Below are 26,898 nucleotides of genomic sequence, written 5' to 3'. Positions count from 1 at the left end.
CCTGCAAGGGCTGTTGTCCTTGAAAGACCGCATCTCATGGGGCATTCCCGATTTTCTGACCGCAAGGTCGTGGTGGCGCTGGCGCTGCTGTGTTGCCTGCTCTGGGGCAGCTCGTACCCCGCCATCAAGACCGGGTACGCCTGGTTCGGCATCTCACGCAATGACATCCCTACGCAGCTCGTATTCGCGGGCTGGCGGTTTCTGGGCGCCGGGCTGATCTTGCTGGCCTGGGCCGTGGTCATGCGCAAGGCCATCTGGGGCTTGGGCTTCACAGCAGGGCGGCAGCTGATAGCGCTGGGCCTGGCACAGACCACGCTGCAGTACGTGTTCTTCTACGTGGGCCTGGCGCATACCACGGGCGTCAAGGGCTCCATCATGAATGCTACGGGCACGTTTTTCAGCGTGCTGCTGGCGCACTGGGTCTATCACAACGACCGCCTGAGCCATGCCAAGCTCTGGGGCTGCCTGGTGGGTTTTGCGGGCGTGATGGTGGTGAACCTAGGGCGTGGCACGCTGGACCTGGACTTCACGCTGCTGGGCGAAGGCTTTGTGGTGATCGCCGCCCTGGTGCTGGCCGCGGCCAGCATTTACGGCAAGCAGGTGTCGCAGCGCATGGACTCGGTCGTGATGACGGGCTGGCAGCTGGGCCTGGGCGGCGTGGCGTTGTTGGTCATTGGCTGGTCGCTGGGTGGTTCGCTCACGGGCTTCACCTGGGGCTCTACGGTGCTGCTGGTGTACCTGGCGCTGCTGTCGTCGGCCGCGTTTTCGCTGTGGAGCATCCTGCTCAAGCACAACCGGGTGAGCCAGATCACGGTGTTCAACTTCACCGTGCCGATCTTTGGCGCGGCGCTGTCGGCACTGTTTTTGGGCGAGGCGCTGTGGGAGTGGAAAAACCTGCTGGCCCTGGTGCTGGTGTGTGTGGGCATCTGGCTGGTCACGCGCGATACGGCCAGCGCCACCAAATAGACTCGGCCCATGGCTTACACACTCTCCCGAGACGCATTCCAGCGCGACCTGCACGGCCTGCGCACCGACCTGTTCACCCTGCGCAGCCCCGGCGGCCTGCAGGTGGCGGTGAGCAACTACGGCGCCCGCCTGGTGCAGGTGGCGGTGCCCGACGGTCAGGGCGGTCTGGCCGATGTGGCGCTGGGCTACGACAGCCTGCAGGGCTACCTGGACGGGCAGCTCTCCATGGGTGCGCTCATCGGCCGCTGGGCGGGGCGTCTGCGTGCGGGCACGCTGACCCTGCCGGATGGATCGCGCCGGCAACTGCCCACCAACAGCGGGCCACACCATCACCACGGCGGCCCGCGCGGCAGCCGCTTCCAGGTGTTTGCGGTGGAACATGTGCAGGCCGATGCCCTCTCCCTCAGCCACACCTTCCGCACCGAGGACGACGGGGTGCCCGGCACGGTGCGCCTGCAGCTCCACCTGCAGGTCACAGCCGACAACGCGCTGCACATGGCCTGGACGGCCGAGGTGCTCCATGCCCCCACGGTGCTCAACCTCACCGGGCATGCGTTCTTCAACCTGGCAGGCCAGGGCAGCACCCACGGCCACACCCTGCAGGTGCCCGCCAGCCGCTATGTGCCCCTGGCGGCCGATGTGTGCCCCACGGGCGCGCTGGCTGCGGTGCAGGGCACGCCGTTCGACTTCCGCCAAGCCCGCGCTGTGGCGGACGCCATCGCAACACCCCATGAGCAGCTGGCCGTGGCGGGCGGGCTGGACCACTACCTGGTGCTGGACGAACAGGCGGCCCCCCTTGCCCCTCCGTCGTCATCCATCACGCCACCGGGCCTGCGCCTGGCCGCGCTGCTGGGCGAACCCGTGAGCGGCCGTGCGATGGAGGTGTGGAGCACCGCTCCGGGTGTGCAGGTGTATGCAGGCCACGGCCTCAAGGCCGATCCCGCGCGGGACTTGGGGCGTGGTGCGGGGCAGGGCGGCTGGCTGTGGCAGCCGGGCGACGGTATCTGCCTGGAGCCCATGGAGTACCCGGATGCGCCCAACCACGCGGGCTTTCCGGTACGCTGGTGGCAGCCGGGCGAAGTGGTGCGGGGCGCGATCGTGTACCGCTTCATCGGGGGCTGATGGCCGGTGGGCTGGCCTGGCACGCCCGTGCCGCGCTACCATGCCGCCTGGCTTTTAACCGAGGTGGCTCATGCACATGTCCAACGCCCCCAGCACCGACTGGAAAGAAGTGGTGGCACCCGATGAAGCGCAGCGCTTTGCGGGCTATGCGCGCCAGTTTGCCGAGCTGCAGGCGCGCAAGTCGCAAAAATATGGCGCCGGGCGGGGGTTGCACCGCAAGCAGCTGACCGCCGCGTATGGCCGTCTGGAGGTGCTGGGCGATCTGCCCGCGTTTGCGGCCCAGGGCTTGTTCGCGCAGCCGGCGCAGTACGACGTGCGGGTGCGGCTGAGCAACGGCGGCATGGACAAGGCGGCGGACCACAAGCCCGACATCCGGGGCTTTGCGATCAGCGTGCGGGGCGTGCAGGGCGACTCTGCCTTGGGCAACGGGCGCGCAAAAAGCCAGGACTTCCTGCTCATCAACCAGGAAAAGTTCGCCTTCCCCCAGAGCGCAGAGTTTGTGGATTTTGTGGTCGCTGCGTCGCACGGCGGCGGCGCGCTGATCAAGTTCCTGGTGCAGCGCCATGGCTTGCTGGGTGCGGCCCGGCAGATCGCCAAGACGGTCAAGACCTTTGGGCGGCCCTTTGGCGGCTTTGCATCGCATGCCATGTTCAGCGCTGCGCCCATTGCCTGCGGGCCCTATGCCGTGCGCGTGCGCCTCGTGCCCCATGCGTCCAACGGGGCGCCCGTCAGGCAGGTGCAGCACGCCTGGGATGCTGAATTCTCCGGCCGCCTGCGCCAACAAGACCTGCAGTGGGACCTGCAGCTGCAGCCTTTTGTGGACGAGGCCACCACCCCCATTGAAGACGCCAGCGTGGACTGGCCCACGCCCTACACCACCGTGGCTAGGCTCACCCTGCCACGGCAGGACCCGGCTGCCGACGCAGCCCTGGCCGCCGAGGTGGAGGCCGCCGTGTTCGACCCCTGGCAGGCGCTGGCTGCGCACCGGCCCCTGGGCGACGTGATGCGGGCCCGCAAGGTGGTGTATTTCGAAAGCCAGAAAGGCCGTGGCGCTGCGTGACCTGCGGGGTGCGGCGACCGGGCGCTTCGTGAGGAAGCCCCCACGGTACTCAGAAAAACAGTGAGGGTGTTGAATCCCGGTCTGAGAGCGGCTCACAAAACTCAGCGAAGCGGCCCTGGCTAGGCGTTTCGCCGCAGGCAGTACAAGCAGTACGACAAGGCGAGACAACGACGCCAGGGGAGTTTTGTTAGCCGCTCTAAGTTTCGTCTAAGTGTTGGTGCCCACACTGCCCTCCATCGCAACTCGGATTGGAAAGGCACCACACCATGAACACGACAACGCTGACCTCCACCCCCCGCCGCCTCATCCTGGCCCTGGTGGCCGCTGGTGCGGTGGGTGCCACGGGCGCAGGCCTCATCACCGGGCACCAGGCCCGCGCCCTGACCCCGCCCCCTGCTATCGTGGCCCAGACGCCCGCTGCCCCTGGCGGGGCCTTGCCCAGCTTCGCGCAGATCACCGCGCAAAACGGCCCGGCAGTAGTCAACATCAGCGTGACGGGCAGCACCAAGGCCGCGATGGCCGATGACGACGGCGAAGACGACGGCCAGCCCGCCGCGCGCCAGGGCCGGGCGCCGCAGATGGACCCGAACGATCCGTTCTACCAGTTCTTCCGCCAGTTCGGTTTTCCGGGCGGCATGGGGCCACAGGCCCAGCCCAACGTACCCACGCACGGCCAGGGCTCCGGCTTCATCGTCAGCCCCGATGGCCTGGTGCTGACCAACGCCCATGTGGTCAAGGGTGCCAGCGAAGTCATCGTCAAGCTCACCGACCGGCGCGAGTTCCGCGCCAAGGTGTTGGGCTCTGACCCCAAGACCGACGTGGCCGTGCTCAAGATCGACGCCAAAAACCTGCCCACGGTGCGCCTGGGCAGTACTCGCGATCTGCAGGTGGGCGAATGGGTGCTGGCCATCGGCTCGCCCTTTGGCTTTGAAAACAGCGTGACGGCGGGTGTGGTCAGCGCCAAGGGCCGCTCGCTGCCCGACGACAGCCTGGTGCCCTTCATCCAGACCGACGTGGCGGTGAACCCTGGCAATTCGGGCGGGCCTTTGTTCAATGCACGCGGTGAAGTGGTCGGTATCAACTCGCAGATCTACAGCCGCTCGGGTGGCTACCAAGGGGTGTCGTTCTCCATCCCGATCGAGCTGGCGGCCAAGATCAAAGACCAGATTGTTGCCACCGGCAAGGTGCGCCACGCACAGCTGGGCGTGGCCGTGCAAGAGGTGAACCAGGCGTTTGCCGAGTCGTTCAACCTCGACAAGCCCGAAGGCGCGCTGGTGGCCAGCGTCAGCAAGGGCAGCCCCGCAGAGAAGGCCGGCCTGCAGGCCGGCGACGTGATCCGCCAGGTGGACGGCCAGCCCATCGTCGCCTCGGGCGACCTGCCCGCCTGGGTGGGCCAGGCGCAGCCGGGCCAGCAGGCCAAGCTGTCGGTGTGGCGCCAGGGCAAGCCGCTGGAGCTGACGGCCACCCTGGGCGACGCCAGCGACAAGGCAATCAAGCAGGCGCGCAACGATGACGCCGTGGGCAAGGGCCAACTGGGCCTGTCATTGCGCCCGCTGGACCCGCAGGAGCGGCGCGCCGCGGGCCTCAATGAAGGCCTGGTCATCGAGCAGGCGCGCGGCCCCGCCGCTGCGGCCGGTGTGCAGCCGGGCGACGTGCTGCTGGCCATCAACGGCGCGCCCATCAAGGACATCACGCAGGTGCGAGCCGCCATGGCCAAGGCGGGCAAGTCGGTGGCGCTGCTGATTGAGCGCGACGGCGACAAGATCTTTGTGCCCGTGCGCCTGGGCTGATCCATGGCCTGCGCCTGCCGTCGGCTCTGGCCCTGCGGCAGGCGCTGCACATCAGCGCGGCAGCGCCTCCACTTCCTTGGTCCAGCGGTCGATCAGGCGCCTGCGCTCTGCGGCCTTGCCGTATTTCTCGAAGTCGTATTTGATGAGCTTCACGTTGTCCAGCGTCGGGATGCGCGGGTCCATCTTGAAGGTCTTGTTGGCGGGCACCTGGTAGCTGCCCACCTGGGCGCCCACGGCCTGGCCTTCGGGGCTCATCAGCCAGTCGTAGTACTTTTTGGCGTTCTCCATGTTGCGCGCGCCCTTGACCAGCGCAATGCCGCCCACCTCGTAGCTGGTGCCTTCACAAGGCGCCTGGGTTTTCACCGGGTACTTGTCGGCCTTCCACTTCTCGAAGTTGAACATGAAGGTGATGCCCACACCCACCTCGCCCTTGGCCACGTTGGGCGCCTGCGCCTGGCCGCTGCGGGTGTAGGTGGTGGTGTTCTTGTGCAAGGCCTTGAGGTAGTCGAACGCCTTGTCTTCGCCCATCAGCTGCACCAGCCCCGCGATCACGGTGTAGGCCGTGCCGCTGGAGGCGGGGTGCGAGATTTCCACCTCGCCCTTGTACGCAGGCTTGATCACGTCGGACCAGCACTGCGGCTCCGGCAGCTTTTTCTTCTTGAGCGTTTCGGTGTTGTAGCCAAAGCCGATGGCCGAGCTGTAAAAGCCCCCCACCTGGTGGCCCGACATGGCGTACTGGCGCACGCTCCAGCTGTGCAGGTCGTGCAGATACGCGGGGCGGTATTCGGCCAGCAGGCCTTGCTCGGCGGCCTGCAAGAAGGGGTCACCCGTGCCGCCCCACCAGATGTCGGTCTTGGGGTTGTTGGCCTCGGCGCGCAGTTGCGCGGCGATCTCGCCCGTGCCCTTGTGGGCCTGGTTCACCTTGATGCCGGTCTTGCGGGTGAACTCCTTGGCGGCTGCTTCGCACCAGGGTGCGTCGGTGCTGCACAGCGCGTTGACCACGCCCTGTGCCTGGGCGCCTGTGGCAGACAGCGCGGCCAGCGCAATGGCTGCAGCAACGTGGTGGAGAGGGGGGAATGCCATCGGAATTGCCATCGGTCTTGCTCCTTGTGTTTTGTGGTGGTGGCCCGGCCCCTGGGGCGGACGGTGTGCGCGTGGCGCTTTCATTGTGACAGTGATGTGTCAAATTCAAGTCGTTCTGGCAGCCCGGTGCTGCGCCAGCGCCCATGCCGCCGCTATCCTTGGCAGCCAGCCCATTTCCTGCACTTCTGACCGACCGACCTTTCTGCCCCCTTGCCATGCGCCTGCTGCTTGTTGAAGACGATTCCATGATCGGTGAAGCCGTGCTGGACCTGCTGCGCGCCGAGCAGTACGCGGTGGACTGGGCGCGCGATGGCGACGCGGCCGACACGGCCCTGCGCACCCAGGCGTATGACCTGGTGCTGCTGGACCTGGGCCTGCCCCAACGCGATGGTCTGACCGTGCTGCGCGACCTGCGCGCCCGCAAGAACCGCACCCCCGTGCTGGTGGCCACCGCGCGCGATGCCGTGGCGCAGCGCATCGAGGGGCTGGATGCCGGGGCCGACGACTACGTGCTCAAGCCCTATGACCTGGACGAGCTGCTGGCCCGCATCCGTGCCCTGCTGCGCCGCGCAGCGGGCCGTGCCGAGCCGGTGTATGAACACCAGGGCGTCAGCATCAACCCCGCCACGCGCGAGGTCACCGTGCGCGGCACGCCCGTGGTGCTGTCGGGGCGCGAATGGGCGGTGCTGGAGCCGCTCATTGCCCGCCCCGGCATGGTGCTGTCGCGCCAGCAGCTGGAGGACAAACTCTACGGCTGGGGCGACGAGGTGAGCAGCAACGCGGTGGAGGTCTACATCCACGGCCTGCGCAAGAAGCTGGGGCCCGAGCTGGTGCTGAACGTGCGCGGGGTGGGCTACCTCGTGCCGAAGGCATGACCCCCCTGAGCGGCTTCGCCGCTTCCCCCCAAGGGGACGACAGCCTTTGCTGCGGGGCGGCCCTTGCTGGCTGCCCCCGCGCAATCTCCCGCCCTGAGCATGCGGCGGGGATGGATGGATAGAGATGAAGAACGTGCCAACCACCTCCTGGCGCAGCGCGCTGCAGTCCATGCTCCCGCGCTCGCTGCGCATGCGTCTGCTGATGTTTTTGCTGGCTGCCATCGTGCTGGCAGGCGCAGTGCAGGGCGCACTGGCCTACCGGGGCGCGCTGGACGAGGCCGATGCGCTGTTCGACTATCACATGCAGCAGACGGCGCTGGCTTTGCGCTCGGGTCTGCCGGTGGATGCCCAAGGCCTGGGCCCGGGCCTGGACCCCGAGGACGAGAACCACGAGTTCATCGTGCAGGTGTGGACCAACGAGGGCCTGCGCATTTTTGAATCGGCCGTGGGCGCCGCCTTGCCGCAGATTGCCGTGCTGGGCTTCACCAACGTGCAGGCGCGCGGCGGCACCTACCGGGTGTTCTCGATGCAGACGCGCTCGCAAGTCATCCAGGTGGCGCAGAACATGGCTGCGCGGCGCGACATGGCCCGCAGCCTGGCGTTGCGCACGCTGGCGCCGCTGGCCATCATGGCGCCGCTCTTGGTGCTGGCCGTGTGGTGGGGCGTGAGCCGGTCGCTGGCCCCGGTGGAACGCGTGCGCCGCCAGCTGGCAAAGCGCCAGGCCGACGACCTTTCGCCCGTGAGCGATGCACAACTGCCCGATGAGGTGCAGCCGCTGGTGAGCGAACTCAACCTGTTGTTTGAGCGCGTGCAGCACGCGTTCGAGGCGCAGCAGCACTTTGTGGCCGACGCCGCGCACGAGCTGCGCTCCCCCCTGGCCGCACTGCGCCTGCAACTGCAGGGCCTGCAACGGGCGGGCGACGACGCCGCGCGGGCGGCCGCCATCGAACGCCTGTCGGCCGGTATCGAGCGCGCCACGCGGCTGGTCGAGCAGCTGCTGACCCTGGCCCGGCAGGAGGCCAGCACGGCCGTCAACGATCCGGTGGACCTGCGCGTCACGGCGCAACTGGCGCTGGCCGACGTGGCCCCCGCAGCCCAGGCGCGCAGCATGGATGTGGGCCTGCTTGAATCGGACGCCGCCACCGTCACAGGCAATGCCGAGGCCCTGCGCATGCTGGCCCGCAACCTGCTGGACAACGCCATCAAATACAGCCCGCCTGGCGGCCAGGTGGACCTGCAGGTGCGCCGCGAGGGCGACCACGCCGTGCTCACCGTGGAAGACAGCGGCCCCGGCATCGCCCCCGAGCACCGCGAGCGGGCCATGCAGCGGTTTGTGCGCGTCACTGCCGACGGTGCTCCCGGCAGCGGTCTGGGTCTGGCCATCGTGCAGGCCATTGCACAGGGCCATGGCGCCACCGTGGCGCTGGACAGCTCGGCGCGCCTGGGCGGCCTGCGGGTGACCGTGCGGTTTGCGGCTGCCAAGCCCAGCGCTGTGTGATGCCCTGTTTGCTATTAATTGCATAGCTGTCAAGGCATATAGCACTGGCGCTACCAGCCAAAAAGCCTTCAAAAGCACCCGCGAAGTGCTTCAAAGCGCCTCGTCACGTGCGCGCCACGCCGCCAGGGGCCTGCCCCGCACAATGCGGGGGTAGCGCGCAGGCGGTGCCGGTTCCTGGTCCGCCTGCGTCCACTTCCACCACCGTACACACGCATCGGCATGAACTTCATCGTTTTCGGCGCAGGCGCCATTGGTTGTTATGTGGGTGGGCGCCTGGCCGCACATGGCGAGCCGGTGTGCCTGGTGGGGCGGCCGCATGCGCTGGAGCCCATCGCGCTCCGCGGTCTTCAGGTCACTGACCTGGACGGCTTTGACCGCACCGTGCCCACGTCCACACTGCAACTGGCTGCCACGCTGGCCGACGCCGCGCCCGGGGTCGACAGCATCATCCTGCTGTGCGTCAAAAGCGGCGCCACCGAGTCTGCCGCTCGCGAGCTGGCGGCGGCCTGTGCGCCCGGCACACCGGTGATCTCGCTGCAAAACGGCGTGGACAACGTGGCCCGCATCGCCGCATTAGCGCCCGGCCTGAACGTGCTGGCGGGCATGGTGCCGTACAACGTGGTGCTGCGTGGCGCGCAGGTGCACCGCGCCACCGCAGGCCACCTGCAGCTGCAGCGCGACGCGGTCACCGAGCGCATCGCGCCCCTGTTCAACGCCGCCGGCCTGGCCACCACGCTGCCGCCAGACATCCGTGCCGTGCAGTGGGGCAAGCTGCTGCTCAACCTCAACAACCCGGTCAATGCGCTGTCCAACCTGCCCCTGCGGCAAGAGCTGCTGGACCGCGATTGCCGCCGTGTTTTTGCTGCGCTGCAGACCGAGGCGCTGCGCGTGATGGCGCGCGCGGGCATCACCCCCGCCCAGGTCACCGCCGTGTCGCCCACGCTGCTGCCCCATGTGCTGCGCCTGCCCAACTGGCTGTTCACACGACTGGCAAAGCGCATGCTGCAGATCGACGCCACGGCGCACTCGTCGATGTGGGACGACCTGGAGGCCGGGCGCGTGACGGAGATCGACGCGCTGTGCGGCGCCGTGGTGCGGCTGGCGGCGCAACAGGGCATGGCGGCACCGCTCAATGCGCGCATGTGCGAGCTGCTGGGTGGCCCGCGCCAGCGCCTCACGGGCAGGCAGATGCGCCAGATGCTGGGTCTGTGAGTTGGGATTCGGGATTGGGGTTGTGACCGGTGATCAGGCAGCGGGTGCTGCGCTGTCCAGCGGCACGCGCAGCCCGGTCTTGAGGCTGGCCAGCGCCACCGAGGTCCGAAAGCGCTTGATGTTGTCGTCCCCCTCAAACAGCCGCCGCGTCAGCGCCTCGTAGTCTGCCATCGACGCCACGTTCACCACCAGCAGGTAGTCTGCCTCGCCCGTCACGCTGTAGCACTGCTGCACCGCGTCTTCCGCCGCAATGCGCGCGCGCAGCGGGGCGGTGCGGTCGGGGCGCTCGTTGTCCAGGTGCACCTCCAGCACGATGGTCAGCGGCTTGCCCACCTTCACCGGGTCCAGCACGGCCACGTTGGCGCGGATCACGCCGCTGTCCTTGAGCCGCTGAATGCGCCGCTGTACCGCAGGCGCCGACAGGTTCACCGCCTGCGCAATCGCGCGCTGGGGCGTGGTGTTGTCGGCCTGCAGGATGTCGAGGATCGCGAGGTCGAAGCGGTCAAGTGCTGCCGGGGTGGACATGGGGGTTCCTTGGAACGGGGTCTCAGGGTGAGCGAAAGTTGCGTGCAGGCCCCGAAATTCGAGCCAAAAGCACGCTGGGGTCGCACTATATTTTCAGCCCATGAGCGCTTCCCCCCTCCGTTCTCTTCTGCACCGGTTCTTCCCCTTCCTGGCCGTGCTGGGTTCCGTCACCGCATTGGGCATTGGCACTTCGTGGGCCAAACACTGGCTGTTTCCGGTGGTCGGGGCACAGGGCACCACCGCCGTGCGTGTGGGTTTTTCGGCGCTGCTGGTGCTGCTGCTGTGGCGGCCCTGGCGCTGGCACCTGTCGCGCGCCGACGCGCGGGCCGTCATGCTGTACGGCGCGGCGCTGGGCGGCATGAACCTCATGTTCTACATGTCGCTGCGCACCCTGCCGTTTGGCCTGGCGGTGGCCATCGAGTTCGCCGGGCCGCTGGCCGTGGCGATCTGGTCATCGCGCCGCGCGGTGGATTTTGTGTGGGTGGCGCTGGCCATCGCGGGCCTGGGCATGCTGCTGCCGCTGGGGCTCAACGGCAGCACGCTGGACCCGGTGGGCGTCTTCTACGCCCTGGGCGCGGCCGTGTTCTGGGGGCTGTACATCGTGTTCGGCAAGCGCGCCGGGCACCTGCACGCGGGGCATTCGGTATCGCTGGGCCTGCTGGTGGCCGCGCTGGTGGTGGTGCCGGTGGGCGTGGTGCATGCGGGTGCTGCGCTGCTGTCGTCCACGGTGCTGCTCATCGGCGTGGCGGTGGCTGCGGTGTCCAGCGCCATCCCGATCTCGCTGGAGATGATGGCCCTGAAGCGCCTGCCCAAGGAGGCCTTCGGCATCATGATCAGCATGGAGCCTGCGGTGGCTGCACTGGTGGCCATGGCGCTGCTGGGCGAGCACCTGAGCGTGGCGCAGTGGCTGGCCATTGGCTGCATCATGGCTGCGTCGATGGGCAGTGCAATGACCGCCGCGCGGCCCGCTGCGGCAGACCGCGCGGCACCGCAGGCGGCCTGAGGGCGGTGCCATGGCACGGCGCATTGCCTGACAGTGGTGTGGTCTGCAGGCTGGCAAGGGCGGCCTAGCTGCAGGGCTAAAAAAGGACAGTGATGGCACCCCGTTGGCGCCGTCGCCCCATGTCCAAGGAGCCGATCATGATTCCAGCCACTACCCCCCTCCCTTCCGCTGCGACCGCCACACCGGTGGACAAAGACCTGGCCGAGCAAGCGCGCCCCGGCTACGGAATCCCGTCGCAAGATCCCCGGACCGGCGCACAGACCGCGCTGGAGCCTGAAGACGCAGAGCGCGAAGCCCACTCCGCCTTGATGGGCGGCGGCATGATGGCTGGCGCAGCAGCCGGCGCCGCCGTGGGCGTGGCCGTCGCGGGCCCGGTGGGGGTGGTGGTTGGGGGCACTTTGGGCGGCATCGCCGGTGCGCTGGGTGGTGCCGCAGCGGGCACCCTGGTCAGCCCGGATGATCTTTCGGCCGATGCTGTGGCCGCAGAACACCTTGCGCCACCCCTGCGAGGGCCGGAAGGCAAGACAGACCCGAAGTAGGGTGTGTGGGGCTCACTACAGGCTGGCTGGTGCAGCGTACGTAGTGTGTGAGTCTGCTTCAAATTTGGTAGCTATCAGCACATATTGCACTAGCGCTTGCCGCCATTTGGGTCGTGAATTTGGTCCCCTCGACAGGAATCGAACCGGGTACGTGCCCAAATGGGCCAAATTCCACTGATTGCCCGTACAGTTTTCGGCACTAGAACCCCGTCAAATTCAGCCTATTTTGCTGTCCATGTCCCCGGGTTTCGCTGAAATGTAACCGTCCAGTTTGCGGCGTTCAGCGCCCTTATCGGCCCTGTCGATCCATCGGCTGTAGACCCGGTAAAACATCTCCACTGAGTGGCCCAGTTGGCGCGCTGCCCAGGCCGGCGTGATGCCTGCCATCAGGCAGACAGTCGCAAAGGTATGTCGCGTTTGACGTGCGTCGCGCTGGCGCAGGCCCGACAACTTCATGGCGGGCTTCCACCAGCGGCGCAGAGGCTCATCAGTGGACTCGAATGCGTTGCCATCGTCTCCTACAAACACCCGGGTGCCTGCGAGTTGCGTCACGGCGCGCTGGCGTTCAAGCACCTGCCTCGCCCGTGCGGTCAATTCGATCTCTCGAATATCGGCCGTCTTGGTCCCTTTCACCTTGCCTCTGGTAAGCGCTTCGTCCACCACCACTGTGCCGCCGTGAAGGTCCACCTTGGACCAGCACAGCGCGATCTGTTCAGATGGCCGCATCCCGCTGAAGATCGCGAACTCGTAGTAATCGCGAGCACGGGCGGAGGCAAAGCTCTTGAGCAGTACCTCGACCTGCTCCAGCGTGAAGGGATCGGGCTGGGGTTTCTGATGCCTGCGCATGGCGATGTGCGGATGCAGTGGCTCGGGGACCATCTGCGCCAGGTGGCCATACTCCAGTGCCATGCTGAAGACGCTGGCAATGTTGTTGAACGTCTTCGGGTTCTCCGGCAGGCCTGCCAGCAGCAGCTTGAGATCACGAAACGTGAACTGGCTTGTTGGTGTGGAGCGCACCGTGTCGAAGTGGTAGCTGTCCAGCGTTTGCTGGTACTGGTCCGCAGTGCTGTGCTGGATCTCGGGGCGTTTGATTTTCAGCCACTCCGTGAAAACGTCGCCCAGGGTGGTAGTGGCGCGCGAATTGGGCGGCGCCTCAACCTTGGGGACACGCGGGCTGTCGGGGAAATAGTCGGCCAACACAAAGGTGCCCCTCTCGATCTTGCCGAGGATCTCCAGCCGCAGCCTCTCCGCGTAGCGGACATTGGCGGGCGTTGGGGAGAGCGGCAAAGGCTCCTTGCCGTAGCCTTGGGCCCGGAGATCGATTTGCAATGCGTTCTTGCGGATGATCACGCCGGGCATGTGGCCACCGCCTTCTTTCTCCCGCGCGTGCTGGGCGGGCTGCTGTTGGTGTCGATGAATTCGTCCAGCGCATGGCTGTCGATCATCTTGCGGTTCTCGAACCACTTCCACACGCGCCCCTCTGGCCAGCGGCCAGAGCGCCCAGTCCGTTCGTCAAAAAATGTTACTGGGAGACCGGTCAGGTCCGCCGCCTTCTGGATCGTCACCCATCTGGTCATGATCCTGCTCCTCCTGCTGCGCGAAGCCGCGCGTTTTCAGCTTCCAGCACTTTGATCTTTGCGCGGGCGGCGGCCAAGCGCTCGAAGGGAATAGGGTGCACGCCGTCCTTCGCGAGCAGCACGGGCCCGGAGCCACCGTTGATGATGGCAGCGTGAGCAAGCAGGGCCGCATGTGCTTTCGCCACCTCGGCCTCTGCATCCTGGTCGCTGGCCGCCCGCACCGCCCGCACCGCCGCCACCTGCAGGTCGTAGCAGAGCTGGGCGTGTTCTTCGTACCAGGCGGCGGTGTCCACCACATCGGGGATTTTCCCCAGCCTGACCTCTGCTGGTCCTGGTGCTTCCCGCAGCGTGGGGGCAGGCTTGGTCCCAAGCACTACACCGATGAAGTTCTTAAATGGAGAGGTCATGCTGCAGCCCTCCGCAGCTTGCTCGCTGGTTTGTAGACCTCGCGGACCTCCCCGTGCACGGTGAGGCGCGATTGCATGCCCGGGGTCATTGGTGCCCAGTTCTCTGCGCCGATGTCGAATCCCCACAGCTCCCAACCAGCGGCTGCAGGGCGGAATTGAAAGCGCCGGGCGCCGTGCCACTCCGCACCGTCGTCATGGCGGATGGTGATCATGTAAAGGCCGTCATGGCGAATCTCGCGGCGGTCAAAATCGACCTCGATACAGTCGCCCGCCTCGATCTCAGGGTGGCATAGCGCTACATGCGTCTGGATCATCTGCAGGCCGAAGAAGTGGTCCAGGTCGGCCGGTGCGGTGACCCGCTCAACGGCGTGAGCAGGAATGCCACGGGCAGCAGGCGGCGCGGGGCGTGGCCGTGTACGGCGTTCAAGAACGACGGTGCTCATGGCTGGCCATCCTTTGCGGCGGCGCGCAGAGCCTTGCGCTCCGCGAGGTGAGCGCTCCATGCATCCATGGACGCGCGGTCCTCAGCGGACATGCGATCAAGTGCCGGATGCCCGGCGACTTGGTCAGGTGTCAGCAGCAGCTGGCGCCCGGTTTCGTCCTGAATGCTGAAAAACCCGTCGTCGTCGTTGGGCAGGCCGACAGAGCTACCCGCCAAACGCACAGTGCCCACCAGCGTGTCCAACAAGGCAGGATCTGAGGACCAAGCGCCGCCCAAGCGTGACACGCGAACGATTGCTGCCTGCGGGTACTTGCCAGAGGCTTTGAAGCTATCCAGTGTTGGTATTGCGTCCGCGACGCACTCATGCCCGATTGACAAGCGCGTGGCGTGGTCGCCCCACACTTCGAAAACGGTTCTTGTGGGCCGACCTTCCTGCAAGCGCAGCAGATCACGCAACGCTTCACCCTGGCTGCGCATTTCCTCGTGAGTTAGGTCGTGCCGACCTTGGTCTTTCAGCCAGTCCAGGGCCCATTCAGGAACTGGTGCAGCTTTCGCTTTGTCGGTGTGCAATTGCTCAAAAAGCCCGTCGATCAACGCCCACCAGTGCAGGCCGATGTCTTGCATCCGCTGCGCGAAATCCATGGCGCTCAGAGGCTCCGGAACGGCTGGTTCAACTCTCCGCATGGGCGGGTTCGGGCGACGGTTCGGCAGGCGCTTCGTTGGACGCGCGGCGGCCTGGGTCGTGACGGCGTTCATGCTGCACCAGCCTTTCCGAGATCCGCGAAATTGGGACCGAAGTTCCAGCGGTCATGCCCGCCCAGAATGGCTTCACCTGCGGCCGTGTCCACCATGCCGCCGCAATGACGGGTGAGCGCCTGTGCTGCGTCAATGAGTCCAGTGACTGCAAAGGCCTCGGATTCTTCCTGCGCCAGCATCAGGATGTTGTTAATGGTGGAAAGATTGTTCGCAGCCACTTCCAGCACGCACAGCAACTGCTTTCGCGTGAGCGCGCTCCGGCCCATGTCTTCAGAATCGCCCTCCACCCGGCGGATGGGTGGGGAAGGGCGGTCGCGGAACTGGCGCTGGCCTGCACGAATGCCGTTGGCCAGTGCAACACATCCTTCTTCTGAAAAGCCGTAGCTGATGGCAGCGGAGTTCAAGGATGTGAACACTGCTTCGATGACAGCGATCTCGGCGGAGTCAGGCCGCTCTACCTTTTGCATGGTGAGTGCGCCGTACGTGAGCGCGGCCGCCCGGTGAAGTGCTGCGGAGCTGTCGTCCACGTTCTCCAGCGCTTCGACTCCAGCCTGAAGGAGTTCGTTGCTGTAGAGATAAATCTGACCCCAGTGCAAGTCGTAGATTTGTTGCAGTTGCTCGCGCAGCGTATTGATTACAAGCCGCTCATCCTCTGTGCAGGAACTGGTGTCAGGTGCGGTGGCAGCCTGGGTTTCTACGGGAGTAGTGGAGGGCGCCGCTTTGGCACGAGCTGAGGCCTTGGTTGCGCGCTCAGGCGCGACTGCTGTAGCATTCGACATGTTCTGGTTCCTGGGAATGGTTCTGGATCAAGAAGCCCTGATGCGCTCTCACCTGCATCGGGGCTTCGCCTTTTGTGGGCTATGACTGTTTGGCAGCAGTGCCCTGGGTTGTTTCCTGCCTCTTGCGGCTTTCCTCCAGCCGCAACTCAATTTCCGCTGTGAGGCTTCTCTTCGCTGCGCTGGCCTGCTGTTGCAGCCAGTTCTTAAGTGGCTGCTGAAGTCGCACTTTGAATTGGCAAGCTTCAGTTTTCGATTCGCTCACTTGGCACCTCTTTGAACCACCGTGGTCCATTGGTTGCAATGTAAACCACCGTGGTCCACTTTGCAAGGGGTTGATCTGTCTGTGGGGTTTTTGCACCACCGTGGTCTATCATTCACTCCATGAGCCGCGAAGACCCCCAGATGAAAATCCGCCTTCCTGAAGAGTTGAAGGCGCGAATAGACGCATCGGCCACGCAAGCTGGGCGCAGCTTGAACGCCGAGATTGTTGCGAGGCTTGAAGGCAGTTACCGAACGGACAACGACAGCTTCAAACGGGAGTTGGAAGCACAGGTCGCAGTGATCCTCACGCGCGCCGACACCCTGTCCCTGCGCGTCGATCTGATCAAGAGCCGCATGGATAACCTTTTCACCCGTGCGCACTTGATTTCGTCCGAAACCGAGCGGATGGCGAAGGCTGCACAAACTGACGAGGACTTTGCCAAGGCCGAAGCCATGATCGCGGAGTACAACAAGATTCAGCTCGAAGCCAATGCACTCGGGGAGCAGGCCAAACAGCTGATCGTTGAGCGAGATGCTGAGCTGCAGCGCATGAACTCGCTCCAGGACGTGCTGAAGGCGTACCGTGAAAAATTGGAGACGGCATTGGCCCAGAGGCCCAAGCCCTGAACCCACTACAAAACTTTTGTAGTGCGTAGTGCGCGCACCTGCCAGCGAGCGCATCACTCCACCTCCTTCGGCCAGCGCTTGAGCCGCTTCAGCGTCTTGCTGATGGGCAGCACGCGGTAGACGGCCAGGACGCCGCCGAAGTTGCGCAGCACGATGTAGTCCAGGCCACCGGCAGTAGCCGGGCCACTGAGGTTGGCTGCGGGCTGCTGGGCACCAGGCACACGGCCGGTATGGAGCTTGATAGCTCGCTGGGTGAGGTAGTCCATATCGGCGTTCATGCCCATCCTCCAGTCACTAAATTGCGCAAGATCGCGGGCGTCTCCTCGCGGTCGTGCGCCTCATCCGAATCAAGGTACTCCAGCGCCGCGATTGCCTCTTCCTTCGACTGTGGCGGGATGCGTGCCATCGAACGGAAGCAGTAGTCCCGGTGTTCCTGAAACTGGTGCCAGTGATCCCCGGCGTTGTCCGCGCAAGCGTGGCGCATCCAATACAGGGTGTTGCCGAAGTTCATCACGAATATGCAGTCGGCGAGCGTGTGCACCGCGAGTTCAAGTCTCTGCCCGAACCTGGCGTCGGCCTGTTCAGCGTCGTACTCCGGGAATGCCCAGTCAGCCCGCTTGATGCGCTTCAGGCCTCGTAGCGCTGTCTTGCATCGCGATTCGGCCGGAATATCCTTGAACAGGTTGTCGATGCTTCCGAAGCGGGCCACAGCTTCGTGCCGCAGTGCAAACTCTTCTGCAGAGCGCTTTGCCAAGTTCTCCAGGTCAGCAAAGCCGAAAGTCATGAGCACGGCGCCGAAGTGTCCATTCGACTCGCGCGCAACGTGGGCGGTGTAGCGCTTCTCCAGCTCGGCCGCCGGCGTCTTGATCTTCTTGAAGGCTTCTAGGGCCTGGGCAATCAAGGCGGCATGGCCAGTCTTGATGCAGTCGCGCAGCCAGAGCACAGCATCAAGTTCACGGTCTCCAGTGACGGTCTTTGGCGCTGGCGTTTCTGGGGCAGTCAATGCAGTGCTGGAGCTGGCCTGGATCGGTGGCAGAGAGAAGAGAGCGCGCAGCGCGTGGTTGTCTTGCATGGACACCTCACTGGATCGGAAATATCGGACCGCGGTACAAGTCATCAAGACCAGCTTGATCAATCAGGCGTTCCACCTCCTCTACGCTGATGCCATGCTTGTCTGCGATTTGCTGCGACGTGAAAACAACTTGGCCGTCCTCTCCCACATGGGTGGCTTTGGGCAAGAGATCCATTTCCTTGGCCTTGGCCGCCATCTCCTGCTTGAACGCCTCAGGCGCGAACATGTGCATCTGCGCAAACAAATGCGCGTGCTCCGGCTTGTGGATGGCAGCCTTGCCCTCTTTCTCCATGACGGCACGCAGCGCCCGGCCTGCCTCCCAGAAGCGCGGGTCGATACCGTCTGGCCCGGGGCGCGTAAAGCGGGGGTTGGTCTCAGGCTCATGCTGGCCTGGGTGTTTCGTGGCTGTGACGAGAGGCGTGTCAGGACGGGAGGTGCGGGACGTGTTCAGGAGGTCCTCAATGATCTGACCCTGCACATCGTTCGGAATCATGCTCACGGCCTCTCGGACCAGGTTCTTGAGCCGAGGGTTGAAGTCGTTGCGACGCATCAGGGCCCACACAGTGCTCGACTGCAGGAAGCCATTCTTTTCCGCTTCATGAAGTGTGCGTTCCACCAAGCGCATTGCGTTGGTGCGCCCTTGCGGAGTTGTCTGACTGGGGTCACCGAAGATCACGTCGGCGGTCAGCAGAACCGCTCCAGCGAGATTCACGAGGTATGAGTCGCTGCCGTCGGGGTTCGGCATAAACAGTGGATTTTTTGCCATTTGGGTTTCAAATCTGTTTGGGTTACAGCCGCTCGCGCGCCGCGCGCTCAACTTCGGCTCGGCGGTCAAGGTGATGACGGCGGCTGGCTGTCTTGTGGTTACGCCACAGCAGGCTGACCGTCAGGCGCAGCGCTGCGGCGGGCCCGTTGCCAGCGCGGCGGTACAGGCCGAAGAGGCGGAGCCAGGACATGGTCAGGCCGCGTCGGCGGGTTCGAGGGAGGCGCTGTCGTGCAACTCGCCCACCTGCTGGACCTGGGCGCGCAGGGCAGGGGGAACAGGCAGGCCGACTGGCTCGCTCAGTGCGGCCAGCACGACTCCGTTGATTGCGCGGCGGACGTGGACGGCATGGTCGCGGCCCAAGTGGTGCGCCAGCGCCATCAATCCGGCTTCGAGTGCTTCGAGGGTGATGGGGCCATCGGGAGCCAGCAGCACGGGATCGCGTGACGGATCGGTGAGGGTGGCGCCCACCACCGAGTGGGCGCGGCCGGGCTCGGCCTGGGTATCGCACCAATCGGCCATGGCGCGGGCATGGGTGGCCCAGTCCTGGGCCAAAGCCGCTGCATGTCGCAGGCCGCAAGCAGCGGCGGGCCAGCGTTTGGAATCTAGCGCGCTCTTGGCGAGAGCGCAGCGGCGGCTATGTTCTTCGGGGGCCGCTTGCAGCAAGGCGGCGGTGTCAGTGGTTTGCATCGTCACTCCAGCACCCGGGATGGGCGTCGGAGTGAATTATTAGTCGCGGTGTTAAATCAAGTCAACACTTCCGGTGATTCTTGGCCAAAATATTTTCTGCGGTGTTCAAATTCGCTCGCTCTGGCGGTGAACAACTCGACCAAGGATGATGCAGTGGGCGTCGGAGCACTCCTTGCGTGGATAGCGCCGCTGGTCCGGGTTGTCCGATGCCATCCACCAGGTAGCGGAGTCGCGCTGCAGGCGCTTGACGACGGGCTCGCCCTCGAAGTTGAAGGCGAAAACCTCGCCGTCTTTGGGCTCGATGTCTTCCGTGTTGATCACCACCACGTCGTCATGAAACAGGGTGGGCTCCATGCTGTGCCCATGAATCTTGATGGCGATCAGCTTGTAGGGTTTGAATCCTCTGCGGCGGAGCCAGTCGGTGCGAAAGAAGATCGGGGCAGCTTCGCTCTCGTCCACATCCACGGCAAAACCGCTCATGCCGGCCTTCAGCGTGAGGCGCACCACACGCACTGGGGCAAGGTCGCCATGCTGGTCCATATCGACCGGGGCGATGGGCGGCGGTAGGCGCTCGCCCGGCGCCACAGCGGCCGCGATCTCGCGCGCCTCTGCGGCAAGCCTCGGACTGAAATCTTCGAGCGCAACATTCAAACCGCGGGCGAATCCGCGAGCCGCCTTCAGTGAGAGAGGTGAGCGTCCACCCAGGAAGTTTCCCACCGCGCTTTGCCCACCTATGCCATACAGCTCACCGAAGACAGCCTGAGGCGGCTTACCTGGAGTGGACTCCCAGATGGCTCGAAGCTTGGCAGATTCTTCGAGATGCTCGGAGGTGATTTTGGAGGTGCGGGAGCTGCTTGTTGGCATAGCGAGATCATCAGCGAAGGTAATTGCGCATCAAAACACCGCCGATGTTGCAATTAAGCACCGGCGGTGATAAAACCGGGGGATGGCAAACCTGAAATCCATCCGTGCCCGTCTCGGCCTGTCGCAATCCGAGCTCGGCGACATCATGGGCTGTGTCCAGGGAAACATCACAGCCTACGAGCGCGAGGTGAATCCCAGGCCTATCCCGCAACGCCGCGCCGCGATGCTTATCGCATCCGCGAAAGAGCGGGGGCTGCACATCACATTCGATCACGTCTATGGCGACGTTCCTCTGCCCAGCGCAGAGCCCGAGGTCGCTCATGCGTGAGCTCAATTCACATCCCTCTCATTCCGCGTGCGCCCGGCCGTGCCGTGTCGCGCGCTGCGTCCATCTGTACCCGGCTCGCCTTGCAGGCGATGCGCAATTCCCCAGCCACCCAGGCCAGCTGCAGCTGCGATGTGGTCATGGTCTGCACCCGCTGGCCGGTGACCGGATCGGTGTTCACGGACATCGCCGTGCGGGTGCTGCTGTGAAAGGCGGTGGTGGTGTTCATGTCGGCGGTCCTTTTCGTTGCGATTCAGCGATGGATGGACTGTCCTTTTTTTGCCCCAAAAAAGCACCCCTCAGGTCCCCTCACTTTGAGGGGGGCTGAGGGGATGACTGAAAAACCTTTTTGAAATCAATAACTTAAACCAAACCGACCATGAAAACAATCTACGACGACGAATACGAGGCATTGGCCCAAATGATCGCGAACAGCGACAAGACGGCGAAGGAACTGGCCGTGTATCTGTTCCCGCACATGAAGCTCGAATCTGCGCATTCCCGTCTGCGGGCCTGCTTGAATCCCGAAAAGGACGAGCGCCTCACGTTCGGCCAGATCATCGCGGCCATGCGCTTCTGCGGGACCTTTGATCCCCTGATGTACGCCTGCGATGAAACCCTGCATGCACGCCCAGACCGCAAGTCGGCCGAAGACCAGGCTGCTCGCATTGCGGATGTGATCGACGGCGCCACCGCCACTTTGAACACTGCATTGAAGGCCCTGGCGCACCTGCAGCAGACCCAGGGCAAAGGCGATGGGAACCTGAGGGCCGTGGCATGAGCACTGGAAATCAACTCTCGCTGGATAGTCCCCTGCGTGAACTGAGCCAGCCTGTTTGCCAGAGCGCAGTGCAGATCATTCATTTGCCAGTGGAAATCCGTCCCCCTGGCCTTGATGAGTGCTGGCAGGCGTTCCTTTGTTTGTGCGGTACAGCCAAACCCTCGGTGAGTCTCGCTTGCCACGGCATATCGGATGGCGTGCGAATTGACATCCCCTACATCCTTCAGTCCGTATTGGAAGGGCGCGGTTTTCCGTTCTTCGGCCCCTTTTCGGGACGCCTCACGCGCAACTGTTCTCCAGATGATGCTGTCAGCCTGCTTCGGGCAGCGATAGCGGGCATACCTATTACGGCTGGTGAATTCACGCTGGGTTGGGTTCCAGATGACCACGAGGTGCCATTCTGATGACATCCATCGAAGAACTCCGCCGGCAACTTGCCGCAGCTCAAGCCGAGGTGGCGCGTCTCACTGAGGCCCTGCAACGCGCTGAGTGGCTGCGGGACTACGACGCTGGAGGGCGATGAGCATGGCTGCACCTACTTGGCAAGAGCTGCTTGATGCGGGCTGGGCCGTTACCAACGACCAAGGCCGACGACTGGCCATCTACCCGGACGAATTCGGACAGGTTGTGGTCGCTCTGCACGAGGTTGACGGCCAAGCGCACCGCGTAGCTCTGACGCTCCACGACGTGGCCCCGCTCGGCCTGGCGGTGAAGCGCGCTTGCGAAATCGCGGGCCCCATCGTTGCTGAACGCGGTATTCGGGCCGCCCAAGCCACCGCGCAGGACGTCATCGACCGACTGAAAGGCGCAGCATGAACTTGACCCATCAGCCCATCCTTCCGCTGCTGCGCTCGGTCGCTATCGAGCCTGCGGCGTGCCGACGCACTGCACTCGCCATGGCTGCAGCTGCGGACAGTGCTGGTGGAACCCTGGCGGCCTCGATGGCCACCTTGGCGCGATTGGTGGGCCTTTCGACGACGCAGGTGCGGCATCACGTCCACGCGCTGGTCGCGATAGGCGTGATCGAGGTGATAGCCAACGCCCACGGGGGCGCACCGGGGGCGGTTCCCCACTACCGGTTCAACCTGACTCGCTTGCAGGCAATGGCCACGCACGCGGGGCATTCGGCTGACCTGTTCGACCACGGCGAGACCATCGTGGTCGGCCACCGGTTCGTGTCGGAGGGTGGCGCGCCGATGGTTGCGCAGCTGGTCGGACAGCCTGGTCAGCGCTTCGTGCAGTTTTACCGCGATGCGCCAGACGGCCTTCGGGATTACGGCCGGGTAGCGCTGGCCCACGTTCTGCGCCCGTGGCGCTGGCGCTGGCAGCAGGAGGGTAGCTGGGACACGGTGCTTTACCCGGTGGTAGAGCTTGAAGACGACTACCCCGAGGAGATCTTCCCAGGTGAGTTTGAAAAGTTGCAACAGTGGGCCCAGGCAGCAGCGCTGGGCCGTATCGAGAGCATGACCGAAGCATGAGCAATCCAGTTCTCAATCAATGCTGGCCTTTGAAGATGCCACCAACTGCGAAGGCGGTGCTCATCTCCATGGCGGACCAAGCAGATGACGCCGGTTATTGCTGGCCATCCATCCAGACCCTCAGTGACCGAACTTGCATTTCCAAGCGCGCAGTCATTGATGCCATCAAGTGGTTGGAGCGCAGCGCAGCGTTGCTCGCCGACAGGACCAACGGGCGCCATACCAAGTACCAGCTCACGCCTGCAGCCTTCACCGCTTGCCCAACGCGTTCCGTTCGTTCAGAAGCTCGAACAACCGGTGCAGATGCCGCACCAGTACCGGTGCAGATGCCGCACCAGTGCACCACGCGCACCAGTGCAGATGCCACACCAACCGGTGCAGATGCCGCACCAGTACCGGTGCAGGTGCCGCACCAACCGGTGCAGGTGCCGCACACTAACCCTCAAGAACCCCCAATAGAACCATCAATAACCCCCAAACCGCGCACGAAGCGGCCTGCGTCAGATTCGCCTGATGGTTTCGCTGAGTTTTGGGCGGAGTACCCGAGGAGGGAGGGGCGGACCAAGGCTGCGGAGTCCTGGGTGAAGCGTGGTCTCGCCTCAGACTCGGCCATGCGTGAGCGCGTGATGGACGTTCTGGCGAAGCACCGCATCTCACCTCAGTGGACGAAAGACAACGGCCAATTCATTCCCCACGCTTCGACCTGGCTGAACCAGGAGCGCTACCTGGACGACGTGCGGCCTGGTGCACAGGCCTGCCAGGGGCCGCATGCTGCGGCAGACGACTACTGGACTGCCGCGGGCTTTACCAACCGCTGGGAAGCTGAGAACGAGCGCTGCTGGGCCCACAACGCCCACACCTTCCGTGATGGCAAGAAGCTGCCTACGCAGGCGGAGGTGTCCGTTTGAACGCAGCCGAACTCAAGGACCTGTTGGCCAAAAACGCGGCCGACATTGCTGCCTACCTGTTCCCCGACGGCAAGCGTGCCGGGCGCGAGTGGAAGGTCGGCAGCGTCAATGGCGAGCCCGGTGACAGCCTGTCCATCTGCACGGCAGGTGCCAAGGCGGGGATCTGGAGCGACTTTGCGACAGGCGCGGCAGGCGATTTGCTGGACCTGTGGATGGCGCGCCGCGGGTGCACCCTGGTCGAGGCGATGGACGAGGCGAAGCAGCGACTTGGCGTGCGCGACACCATGCCCGAGCGCCCACAGAAAAGCTACACCGTGCCTGAAAAGCCTCGGGGGAAGTTGGCCACAGCCAGCGGTGGCCATGCGCTTGAATGGCTGCAGGGGCGAGGCCTCGCACCACAAACCATCGATGCATTCAAGGTCGTGGAGCAGGTTCGCGGCGATGCGACCTATGTCCTTTTCCCGTATTTCAGTGAGTCGGGCGAGTATCTGAACGGCAAGGCCCGCAACATCGACAACAAGAAGGACATGCGCCAGGAGACTGGAGCAATGCCATGCCTGTTCGGCTGGCACCTGATAGACCCGAAGCTGCGGACAGTAGCCATTGCCGAGGGCGAGCTGGACGCAATGTCCTTGCACCAGGTGGGCATCCCGGCGCTGTCGGTGAACGCGGGCGCTGGAAACCACCAGTGGATCGAGAACGACTGGGAGCGGCTGGAGCGGTTCAGCGAGATCCTGGTGTTCTTCGATTGCGACGAGGCCGGAGAGAAGGGCGCGCGCGAGATCATCCAGCGCCTGGGCCCAGAGCGCTGCAAGCGCGTGCGCATGGAGAACGGCGCCAAGGACGCGAACGAGTACCTGCAGCAGGGGGCAGAGTTCGCCGACTTCGACCGCCTGATCCAGGCCGCTCAGCCGCTGGACCCTGAGGAGTTGCGAACGGCTGCCCACTACATCCCACAGGTGGTATCGCTGTTCTATCCCGATGCAGGTGCACCAAGAGATCCCTGCCTGCGGATCGACAAGGACCTTGAGTGGTTCGAGTTCCGAGGAGGGGAGGTCTCGGTGTGGACCGGCATCAATGGGCATGGCAAGAGCCTGTTGCTGGGCCAGGTACAGCTGGGACTCATGGCGCAGGATGAGCACTTCACCGTCTTTTCTGGCGAGATGAAACCGGCCCGTTTGCTGAAGCGCGCGGTCAAGCAATCCACGGGCGTGGACCGGCCAACCCGTGCCCTGATCACCGCAGCTGGCGAGTGGATGCGTGATCGCTTCTGGCTGTTCGATCTGCAGGGCACCGCGAAGCTTGACCGCTTGCTGGAAGTGTTCACCTACGCCCACCGCCGATACGGGTGCACGCAGTTCGTCATCGACAGTCTGATGATGATCGACGTGCCGGAAGACGGACCTGGTGCCATGACCGCGCAGAAGGACGCCATGCGCAAGATGACTTCCTTCGCGCGTCGGCTGAATGTGCACTTGCATCTGGTGGCCCATCCACGCAAGCAGCGCGACGAGAGCGCCGCCCCGAACAAGATGGATGTGGCGGGTTCCGGGAAGATCACCGACGGCGCAGATAACGTCTTTTCAGTGTGGTCCGCTCAGAAGGACGAAGCCAAAGCGGTGGCAGGCGATACCGAGCCGGATGGAAAGCTGGAGCTGCAGAAGCAGCGCAACGGGGAGACCCAGCACATGACGCAGTGGCTGTGGTTCGACAAGACCACGATGCAGTACCGCACTCAGCCGCGCAAGTACCCGCTGTCCTTTTTTAAGTTCACCCAGGAGGGCGGTCCATATGGCAGCTCTGGCTACTGAACCCCAGTGTGCGTCGCTTCGTGATCTTTTCGATGCGGCCAAGCGTGCATGCGCCCACTGGAACGACACACCGGAGGCCAGGGAAGAGATGGCCCGCCAATGCCGCGAGGTGCCGCCCCACCAGCGCGCCGAACTGATTCAGCATTTTGAGGAGAACTACCCATGAGCACTGCAACAGAACTGAAGCGCCCGGTGGGCGAGATCATCTGGGAGACTGTTGTCGGACTTGCGAACGACGAACGGTCCATTTCGAGACGTGTTCTCCGCGATGTGACCGGGCTTTCCTACGAACTCATCGATGACCACATCAAGCGGCTGGAAACAGCCGGCAAGGTGATCAAGGCCGGGAAGGGGTTGATCGAGGTTGTGCCAATCTATCCCCCTGAGCGGCCACAGAGTTTTACTGCCATGCCCAGCGGCATCGTGAAGTGGGAAATTGGCGACATTTGCGTGGAGCTCACTCCGCCGGAGATGCGTCGCCACGCGATGATGGCCATGGGCTTTGCACGGCAGTTCGAGGACATCGAAGAAAGCAACCGAGCGCTGATCCGCTCTGGTGAGCTGACGGAACAGATCGTCGACATCCGCAGGGAATTGAAGGCCCTGAGAAAAGACATCGGAGTCTGAAGTGCCCAAGCTTGTTCACTGGACGCCCGAGAAGATCAGCTTGCTTGGAAGAATCCCCGACCGTCAGGTCGCGGACCAGATGGGGGTTTCGGGGTGGCACGTCCGCCGTACACGCAAGAAGCTGGGCATACCCGCCCACTCCTCGGTCATTTGGATACCAGAGGATATCCGGAGCGAACTTGGCACTCAGCCTGACACCGTGATTGCCAAGCGGCTGGGCTTGAGTGCAAACAGGGTGGCGAAATGGCGAGTCCGCCTTGGGATTCCTGCCTTCAGCCGCGTGGTGCCGTTGCCTGAACTGACGGCAGAGGCTGTCTCGCTGCTGGGGTGCATTTCTGATGCCGCATTCGGCAGGCGGTTTGGATTGACTCAATGGCGTGCGGGCGCCATCCGCCGCTCTATGGGCATCCCTGCCTCGCGGCAACCGTTAACGTGGACGAAGGATGACCTTTCGCGGCTTGGTCACGAAACGGACAGCGCTTTAGCACAGGCAACTGGCCGAACGCGGTGGGCCGTTCAAGCAAAGCGGTGGTCCCTTGGCATCCCCGCGACAAGGGAGGTTCGACAGCCGAAGCTGGCAGACTGGCTCCATCTGTTAGGGGCACTACCAGACGCTGATATTGCCGCCCAAGCCGGGGTTGCAGTCAGGACGGTGCGGCAGACACGCTACCGTATGGGGATCAAAACCGAACGCCGCTCGGGCGTTGTCCTGGCGCAGACCGAGATGGAGTTGATCGGGGCACTGCCAGATGCTGAGGTGGCCCGGCGGCTGAATGTAGCGCGGGGCGTGGTGGTAAATCTGCGGAAGCGCCTCGGGTTGGCGCCTGGCAAGAAGGGCCACATCTGGACACCCGAAGAGGTGGAGATGCTTGGGAAAGTGTCGGATGCTCAGGTGGCCCGAAAAATTGGCATGAGCGTAGCGGCCGTGACCCGCGAGCGTAGGGATAGAGGCATTCCAGGGGTTGACCCAATCGCCTGGGCGAAGGCAATTGCATTGCAAAGGGGTGTTGCCAAGCTTTCACCCCAGTAGGGTTAGCGCTTTCCACGCACGCACGGA

General features: G+C 64.4%; 34 protein-coding genes and 1 pseudogene. 20 read left to right on the top strand and 15 right to left on the bottom strand.

All coding sequences use genetic code 11. The features are described from left to right. The first annotated feature begins 36 nt into the window (after nt 1-36). The 4 genes from N4G42_RS19790 to N4G42_RS19775 all read left to right on the top strand — a co-directional run bounded on the left by N4G42_RS19790 (nt 37) and on the right by N4G42_RS19775 (nt 4,938). Nucleotides 37-966 carry a DMT family transporter gene (locus N4G42_RS19790; RefSeq protein WP_260668409.1) on the top strand — a complete coding sequence of 310 codons (930 nt, stop codon included), beginning with the start codon at nt 37-39 and terminating at the stop codon, nt 964-966. A gap of 9 nt (nt 967-975) precedes the next feature. Continuing rightward, nucleotides 976-2,088: an aldose epimerase family protein gene (locus N4G42_RS19785; protein ID WP_099729351.1), complete on the top strand. Its 1,113-nt coding sequence runs from the start codon at nt 976-978 to the stop codon at nt 2,086-2,088. Between the two features lie 70 nt (nt 2,089-2,158). After that, nucleotides 2,159-3,148: a catalase gene (locus tag N4G42_RS19780; protein ID WP_260668408.1), complete on the top strand. Its 990-nt coding sequence runs from the start codon at nt 2,159-2,161 to the stop codon at nt 3,146-3,148. Between the two features lie 266 nt (nt 3,149-3,414). Then, on the top strand, nt 3,415-4,938 hold the full coding sequence (locus tag N4G42_RS19775; RefSeq protein ID WP_060986929.1) for a DegQ family serine endoprotease: 1,524 nt from the start codon (nt 3,415-3,417) through the stop codon (nt 4,936-4,938). 51 nt (nt 4,939-4,989) lie between these two features. Here the strand turns inward: N4G42_RS19775 and N4G42_RS19770 are convergent, their stop codons facing one another. Continuing rightward, the gene (locus tag N4G42_RS19770) at nt 4,990-6,021 is read right to left on the bottom strand and encodes an ABC transporter substrate-binding protein (RefSeq protein WP_260668407.1); all 1,032 of its coding nucleotides are present in this window, start codon (nt 6,019-6,021) and stop codon (nt 4,990-4,992) included. Between the two features lie 215 nt (nt 6,022-6,236). Between N4G42_RS19770 and N4G42_RS19765 the strand changes: the two genes are divergently transcribed. The 3 genes from N4G42_RS19765 to N4G42_RS19755 all read left to right on the top strand — a co-directional run bounded on the left by N4G42_RS19765 (nt 6,237) and on the right by N4G42_RS19755 (nt 9,606). Further along, nucleotides 6,237-6,896, top strand: a complete 660-nt coding sequence (locus tag N4G42_RS19765) for a response regulator transcription factor (RefSeq protein ID WP_056066148.1) — start codon at nt 6,237-6,239, stop codon at nt 6,894-6,896. 124 nt (nt 6,897-7,020) lie between these two features. Continuing rightward, nucleotides 7,021-8,394, top strand: a complete 1,374-nt coding sequence (locus tag N4G42_RS19760; protein ID WP_260668406.1) for an ATP-binding protein — start codon at nt 7,021-7,023, stop codon at nt 8,392-8,394. A gap of 219 nt (nt 8,395-8,613) precedes the next feature. Continuing rightward, on the top strand, nt 8,614-9,606 hold the full coding sequence (locus N4G42_RS19755; protein WP_260668405.1) for a 2-dehydropantoate 2-reductase: 993 nt from the start codon (nt 8,614-8,616) through the stop codon (nt 9,604-9,606). Between the two features lie 33 nt (nt 9,607-9,639). Here N4G42_RS19755 and N4G42_RS19750 read toward each other — a convergent pair whose 3' ends face one another. Beyond that, complete coding sequence (locus N4G42_RS19750; protein ID WP_056066136.1) at nt 9,640-10,131, bottom strand: Lrp/AsnC family transcriptional regulator; 492 nt, start codon at nt 10,129-10,131, stop codon at nt 9,640-9,642. A 100-nt stretch (nt 10,132-10,231) separates the two neighbouring features. Between N4G42_RS19750 and N4G42_RS19745 the strand changes: the two genes are divergently transcribed. Continuing rightward, a complete protein-coding gene (locus tag N4G42_RS19745) occupies nt 10,232-11,134 on the top strand; it encodes an EamA family transporter (protein WP_260668404.1) in 903 nt (300 codons plus the stop codon). 137 nt (nt 11,135-11,271) lie between these two features. Beyond that, the gene (locus N4G42_RS19740) at nt 11,272-11,673 is read left to right on the top strand and encodes a hypothetical protein (RefSeq protein WP_260668403.1); all 402 of its coding nucleotides are present in this window, start codon (nt 11,272-11,274) and stop codon (nt 11,671-11,673) included. Between the two features lie 216 nt (nt 11,674-11,889). Here N4G42_RS19740 and N4G42_RS19735 read toward each other — a convergent pair whose 3' ends face one another. Genes N4G42_RS19735 through N4G42_RS19710 form a run of 6 tightly spaced genes read right to left on the bottom strand, consistent with a single transcriptional unit; the run spans nt 11,890 to nt 15,634 of the window. Next, complete coding sequence (locus N4G42_RS19735) at nt 11,890-13,032, bottom strand: site-specific integrase (protein WP_260668402.1); 1,143 nt, start codon at nt 13,030-13,032, stop codon at nt 11,890-11,892. Continuing rightward, nucleotides 13,020-13,250 carry a hypothetical protein gene (locus tag N4G42_RS19730; protein ID WP_260668401.1) on the bottom strand — a complete coding sequence of 77 codons (231 nt, stop codon included), beginning with the start codon at nt 13,248-13,250 and terminating at the stop codon, nt 13,020-13,022. The genes N4G42_RS19735 and N4G42_RS19730 overlap by 13 nt, the downstream gene beginning before the upstream one ends. Beyond that, complete coding sequence (locus N4G42_RS19725) at nt 13,247-13,657, bottom strand: hypothetical protein (RefSeq protein WP_260668400.1); 411 nt, start codon at nt 13,655-13,657, stop codon at nt 13,247-13,249. The genes N4G42_RS19730 and N4G42_RS19725 overlap by 4 nt, the downstream gene beginning before the upstream one ends. Beyond that, complete coding sequence (locus tag N4G42_RS19720) at nt 13,654-14,100, bottom strand: hypothetical protein (protein ID WP_260668399.1); 447 nt, start codon at nt 14,098-14,100, stop codon at nt 13,654-13,656. Before N4G42_RS19720 ends, N4G42_RS19725 begins: the two co-directional genes overlap by 4 nt. Then, the gene (locus tag N4G42_RS19715; RefSeq protein ID WP_260668398.1) at nt 14,097-14,855 is read right to left on the bottom strand and encodes a hypothetical protein; all 759 of its coding nucleotides are present in this window, start codon (nt 14,853-14,855) and stop codon (nt 14,097-14,099) included. The genes N4G42_RS19720 and N4G42_RS19715 overlap by 4 nt, the downstream gene beginning before the upstream one ends. Beyond that, nucleotides 14,852-15,634: a hypothetical protein gene (locus tag N4G42_RS19710; protein WP_260668397.1), complete on the bottom strand. Its 783-nt coding sequence runs from the start codon at nt 15,632-15,634 to the stop codon at nt 14,852-14,854. The genes N4G42_RS19715 and N4G42_RS19710 overlap by 4 nt, the downstream gene beginning before the upstream one ends. Nucleotides 15,635-16,015: 381 nt before the next feature. Between N4G42_RS19710 and N4G42_RS19705 the strand changes: the two genes are divergently transcribed. After that, a complete protein-coding gene (locus tag N4G42_RS19705) occupies nt 16,016-16,522 on the top strand; it encodes an Arc family DNA-binding protein (protein ID WP_260668396.1) in 507 nt (168 codons plus the stop codon). A gap of 53 nt (nt 16,523-16,575) precedes the next feature. Here N4G42_RS19705 and N4G42_RS19700 read toward each other — a convergent pair whose 3' ends face one another. From N4G42_RS19700 to N4G42_RS19675, 6 genes are all read right to left on the bottom strand, one after another. Beyond that, nucleotides 16,576-16,800, bottom strand: coding sequence for a hypothetical protein (locus N4G42_RS19700; protein WP_260668395.1), 225 nt, complete (start codon nt 16,798-16,800; stop codon nt 16,576-16,578). Beyond that, complete coding sequence (locus tag N4G42_RS19695) at nt 16,797-17,594, bottom strand: hypothetical protein (protein WP_260668394.1); 798 nt, start codon at nt 17,592-17,594, stop codon at nt 16,797-16,799. Before N4G42_RS19695 ends, N4G42_RS19700 begins: the two co-directional genes overlap by 4 nt. A gap of 7 nt (nt 17,595-17,601) precedes the next feature. Further along, the gene (locus N4G42_RS19690) at nt 17,602-18,360 is read right to left on the bottom strand and encodes a hypothetical protein (RefSeq protein WP_260668393.1); all 759 of its coding nucleotides are present in this window, start codon (nt 18,358-18,360) and stop codon (nt 17,602-17,604) included. Between the two features lie 22 nt (nt 18,361-18,382). Beyond that, nucleotides 18,383-18,550 carry a hypothetical protein gene (locus N4G42_RS19685; RefSeq protein WP_260668392.1) on the bottom strand — a complete coding sequence of 56 codons (168 nt, stop codon included), beginning with the start codon at nt 18,548-18,550 and terminating at the stop codon, nt 18,383-18,385. Between the two features lie 2 nt (nt 18,551-18,552). Further along, nucleotides 18,553-19,047 (bottom strand): hypothetical protein, encoded by a 495-nt coding sequence (locus N4G42_RS19680; protein WP_260668391.1) that lies wholly within the window; start codon nt 19,045-19,047, stop codon nt 18,553-18,555. A gap of 105 nt (nt 19,048-19,152) precedes the next feature. Then, nucleotides 19,153-19,911, bottom strand: coding sequence for a helix-turn-helix transcriptional regulator (locus N4G42_RS19675; RefSeq protein WP_260668390.1), 759 nt, complete (start codon nt 19,909-19,911; stop codon nt 19,153-19,155). A gap of 82 nt (nt 19,912-19,993) precedes the next feature. Between N4G42_RS19675 and N4G42_RS19670 the strand changes: the two genes are divergently transcribed. Beyond that, nucleotides 19,994-20,239 carry a helix-turn-helix domain-containing protein gene (locus tag N4G42_RS19670; protein WP_260668389.1) on the top strand — a complete coding sequence of 82 codons (246 nt, stop codon included), beginning with the start codon at nt 19,994-19,996 and terminating at the stop codon, nt 20,237-20,239. A gap of 7 nt (nt 20,240-20,246) precedes the next feature. On the opposite strand, the gene N4G42_RS19665 is transcribed toward N4G42_RS19670, so the two are convergent. Continuing rightward, nucleotides 20,247-20,465 (bottom strand): hypothetical protein, encoded by a 219-nt coding sequence (locus N4G42_RS19665; protein WP_260668388.1) that lies wholly within the window; start codon nt 20,463-20,465, stop codon nt 20,247-20,249. Nucleotides 20,466-20,615: 150 nt separating this feature from the next. Between N4G42_RS19665 and N4G42_RS19660 the strand changes: the two genes are divergently transcribed. From N4G42_RS19660 to N4G42_RS19625, 9 genes and pseudogenes are all read left to right on the top strand, one after another. Then, nucleotides 20,616-21,017, top strand: coding sequence for a hypothetical protein (locus N4G42_RS19660; RefSeq protein ID WP_260668387.1), 402 nt, complete (start codon nt 20,616-20,618; stop codon nt 21,015-21,017). Then, nucleotides 21,014-21,421, top strand: coding sequence for a hypothetical protein (locus N4G42_RS19655; RefSeq protein WP_260668386.1), 408 nt, complete (start codon nt 21,014-21,016; stop codon nt 21,419-21,421). The genes N4G42_RS19660 and N4G42_RS19655 overlap by 4 nt, the downstream gene beginning before the upstream one ends. A gap of 121 nt (nt 21,422-21,542) precedes the next feature. Beyond that, on the top strand, nt 21,543-21,833 hold the full coding sequence (locus N4G42_RS19650) for a hypothetical protein (RefSeq protein WP_260668385.1): 291 nt from the start codon (nt 21,543-21,545) through the stop codon (nt 21,831-21,833). Further along, nucleotides 21,830-22,495, top strand: coding sequence for a hypothetical protein (locus N4G42_RS19645; RefSeq protein WP_260668384.1), 666 nt, complete (start codon nt 21,830-21,832; stop codon nt 22,493-22,495). Before N4G42_RS19650 ends, N4G42_RS19645 begins: the two co-directional genes overlap by 4 nt. Further along, nucleotides 22,492-22,665, top strand: a pseudogene (locus N4G42_RS25690) (helix-turn-helix domain-containing protein); the annotation flags it as partial. The gene N4G42_RS19645 and the pseudogene N4G42_RS25690, both read left to right, overlap by 4 nt. Nucleotides 22,666-23,076: 411 nt before the next feature. Beyond that, nucleotides 23,077-23,403, top strand: a complete 327-nt coding sequence (locus N4G42_RS19640; RefSeq protein ID WP_260668383.1) for a hypothetical protein — start codon at nt 23,077-23,079, stop codon at nt 23,401-23,403. Then, nucleotides 23,400-25,214 (top strand): bifunctional DNA primase/helicase, encoded by a 1,815-nt coding sequence (locus N4G42_RS19635; RefSeq protein WP_260668382.1) that lies wholly within the window; start codon nt 23,400-23,402, stop codon nt 25,212-25,214. Before N4G42_RS19640 ends, N4G42_RS19635 begins: the two co-directional genes overlap by 4 nt. Before the next feature lie 162 nt (nt 25,215-25,376). Then, nucleotides 25,377-25,841 carry a hypothetical protein gene (locus N4G42_RS19630; protein WP_260668381.1) on the top strand — a complete coding sequence of 155 codons (465 nt, stop codon included), beginning with the start codon at nt 25,377-25,379 and terminating at the stop codon, nt 25,839-25,841. Between the two features lies 1 nt (nt 25,842). Next, on the top strand, nt 25,843-26,871 hold the full coding sequence (locus tag N4G42_RS19625) for a hypothetical protein (RefSeq protein ID WP_260668380.1): 1,029 nt from the start codon (nt 25,843-25,845) through the stop codon (nt 26,869-26,871). Nucleotides 26,872-26,898: the final 27 nt, after the last annotated feature.

Origin of the sequence: Acidovorax sp. K2F, assembly GCF_025246485.1 — a bacterium.
Taxonomy (GTDB): Bacteria; Pseudomonadota; Gammaproteobacteria; order Burkholderiales; family Burkholderiaceae_C; genus Acidovorax; species Acidovorax delafieldii.
Note: the sequence above shows the minus strand (reverse complement) of the source record. Positions and strands in the feature narration are given on the sequence as shown.